Below are 2,434 nucleotides of genomic sequence, written 5' to 3' on the forward strand. Positions count from 1 at the left end.
TGCTCGGAATACAGCTAGTTCCTATAAGCCAGCAAAATGGTGAGATGAGCAAGGAGGGCATTTTATATGCTTGCCAACAAGAAGGAATAAAAGGGCTTTACATCATACCAGACTATCAAAATCCGACGACTCACATCGTGAGTGACGAGTGTAGAAAAATGATAGCAGAGGTCGCAGAAGAAAAGGATCTAATAGTAATAGAGGATTCTATCTATAGTTTTTTGATGGAAACCCCTAGAAACTCAGTCGCAAGCTATGCACCAGATAATGTAATTTACATATATAGCTTGTCAAAAACTGTGGCACCTGGACTTAGATTGGGATATATAGTATCTCCATTGAAGTACAAAAAGGATTTATTCAACGCTTTATACAATATGAATATAACAGTATCGCCATTTATGCTGGAAATAGCATCTAGGATGATAGTTTCAAAATCTATCTATAAGCTGATGGATAGACATAGAGCTTCGACTAGAGAGAGAAACGCATTAGTCGAAAAATATCTAGGAGAGTACAATCTAATGGGCGATGAAAATTGCATATTTAAATGGTTTATCTTACCTGAAAAATTTGAAGCACTGGAGTTTGAAAATCTAGCTTATAAAAAAGGCGTTAGAATCTATTCTGCAAATAAATTTATTGTAGGCAAGGAAAAACCGGTAAATGCCGTGAGATTAGCAGTCACATCGACTTCTAGCATTGAAGAGCTCGAAAAAGGCTTGATTATATTGAAACAATTATTAGAATCAGAAAGCATTTATAATATTTACTAGACAAAATTGAATGCCACACGCTTTTAATATTGTTTTGGAAGATTTGAAATGATAACCTTATATTATAGATAATATATTTAAAAAGGGGGACCTATAATATGAAACAATATGTAGTAGATGCATTTAGTGAAAAAGTATTTGGTGGAAATCCAGCAGCAATATGTGTAATGGATGCTTGGCTTCCAGAAGAAACAATGATGAGTATTACTATAGAAAACAACCTTTCAGAAACAGCATTCACTGTAAAAGAAGGCGATAAATATAAATTACGCTGGTTCACACCAGGCGGAGAAATAGACTTATGCGGTCATGCGACATTGGCTAGTGCTTATGTAATTATGAACTATGTAGAAGCTGGCTTACAAACAGTTACATTCTCTACAATGAGCGGCGACTTAATAGTAAATAAAAAAGGTGACTTATACGAAATGGACTTTCCAGCATACGATTTAAAACCAGTTGAAATAACTGATGCAATGGTCGATGCAATAGGAGCTAAACCAACAGAAGCATATATGGGAAGAGACTTACTTTGTGTATTTGACGACGAAAAAACAGTCAGAGAATTAAATCCTGATATGGATAAACTAAAAACAATAGATGGATTATTACTACAAGTAACTGCAGCAGGCAAGGATGTAGATTGCGTATCACGTAGTTTTGCACCAAAATTAAACGTTATAGAAGATCCAGTATGTGGTTCAGGTCATTGCCATATAGCTCCATATTGGATAAATAAATTGAATAAGGACAGTATAGTTGCTTACCAAGCTTCTAGGAGAGGCGGAACACTTTACTGTACTATGGATGGCGATAGAGTAAAGCTTAGTGGTAAGGCTGCATTGTATTCTGTAGCGGATATTAATATTGGATAGGATTTAAATATAATACTTATAACTGGTAACTAGACATTTTGTACGAAGAATTTATTAATTTATAAGGTCTAAATATATAGAGAATATATGAAAAGGGATGAATTAAAATGAGAATAATTCATCTCTTTTTTGTTAAAAAATAATTTCTATTATTAGGATATAATAATTTTTAATGAATGTTATTTTTTATGAAAAAAATATAGTAAAATAGTTAATAACTAAAATAGTAGTATAAATAAGGAGGAAGTAATGTGAACAGGCATTTTATTACCGAGATTTATATAGAAAAAGTAAGACATTTGGAAAATATAAAAATAGATTTAAGCGATGATGAAGCTAAGCATTTGATTTTGACTGGAAAAAATGGAGTAGGTAAAACTACATTACTAGAGGCTATAAAAGAATATTTAAGAGTTATACATTATTCAGGTGGTATTAATTCAGATATAAGACATAAAAAACAAATTAAAACTTTAAAAGAAAATTTAATAAATTCAAATGACTATGATAGAAATATGAAATTAGAAATTGAAATAAATAATAATATAAAATATATAAATCAATTTGGATTTTATGGATTAGATGTTAGATTTAATTGTGATAAATATGGAGAAAATAATTTATTCTATTCTTTGTATGAGAAAGGAGAATTTATTCTTGCCTATTATGGTTCTGATAGATCTACAAATGTTCAAATACCATTAGGCGTTGAAAAAATTAAATTAAAAGATACTTATACTTTTGATGAAAATCCAAGTCAAGTATTTCTTAAATATTTAGTTG

Annotated in this window: 3 protein-coding genes; all 3 read left to right on the top strand. The window is 30.7% G+C overall.

Annotation, left to right across the window (positions count from 1 at the left end):
- Nucleotides 1-776: aminotransferase class I/II-fold pyridoxal phosphate-dependent enzyme (locus tag ACI3VO_RS14905; protein ID WP_439758673.1), on the top strand; the 776-nt coding region annotated here is incomplete at its 5' end.
- A gap of 98 nt (nucleotides 777-874) precedes the next feature.
- On the top strand, nucleotides 875-1,651 hold the full coding sequence (locus tag ACI3VO_RS14910) for a PhzF family phenazine biosynthesis protein (protein WP_439758674.1): 777 nt from the start codon (nucleotides 875-877) through the stop codon (nucleotides 1,649-1,651).
- A gap of 251 nt (nucleotides 1,652-1,902) precedes the next feature.
- Nucleotides 1,903-2,434 (top strand): AAA family ATPase (locus ACI3VO_RS14915; RefSeq protein ID WP_439758675.1); only part of this gene is annotated, 532 nt, incomplete at its 3' end.

The sequence above is a fragment of the Intestinibacter sp. genome (assembly GCF_051866655.1).
GTDB lineage: Bacteria > Bacillota > Clostridia > Peptostreptococcales > Peptostreptococcaceae > Intestinibacter.

Excerpts from the sequence above, each read along its gene's own strand:
- ACI3VO_RS14910 (WP_439758674.1), top strand. The coding sequence starts at position 875 with ATGAAACAATATGTAGTAGATGCATTTAGTGAAAAAGTATTTGGTGGA.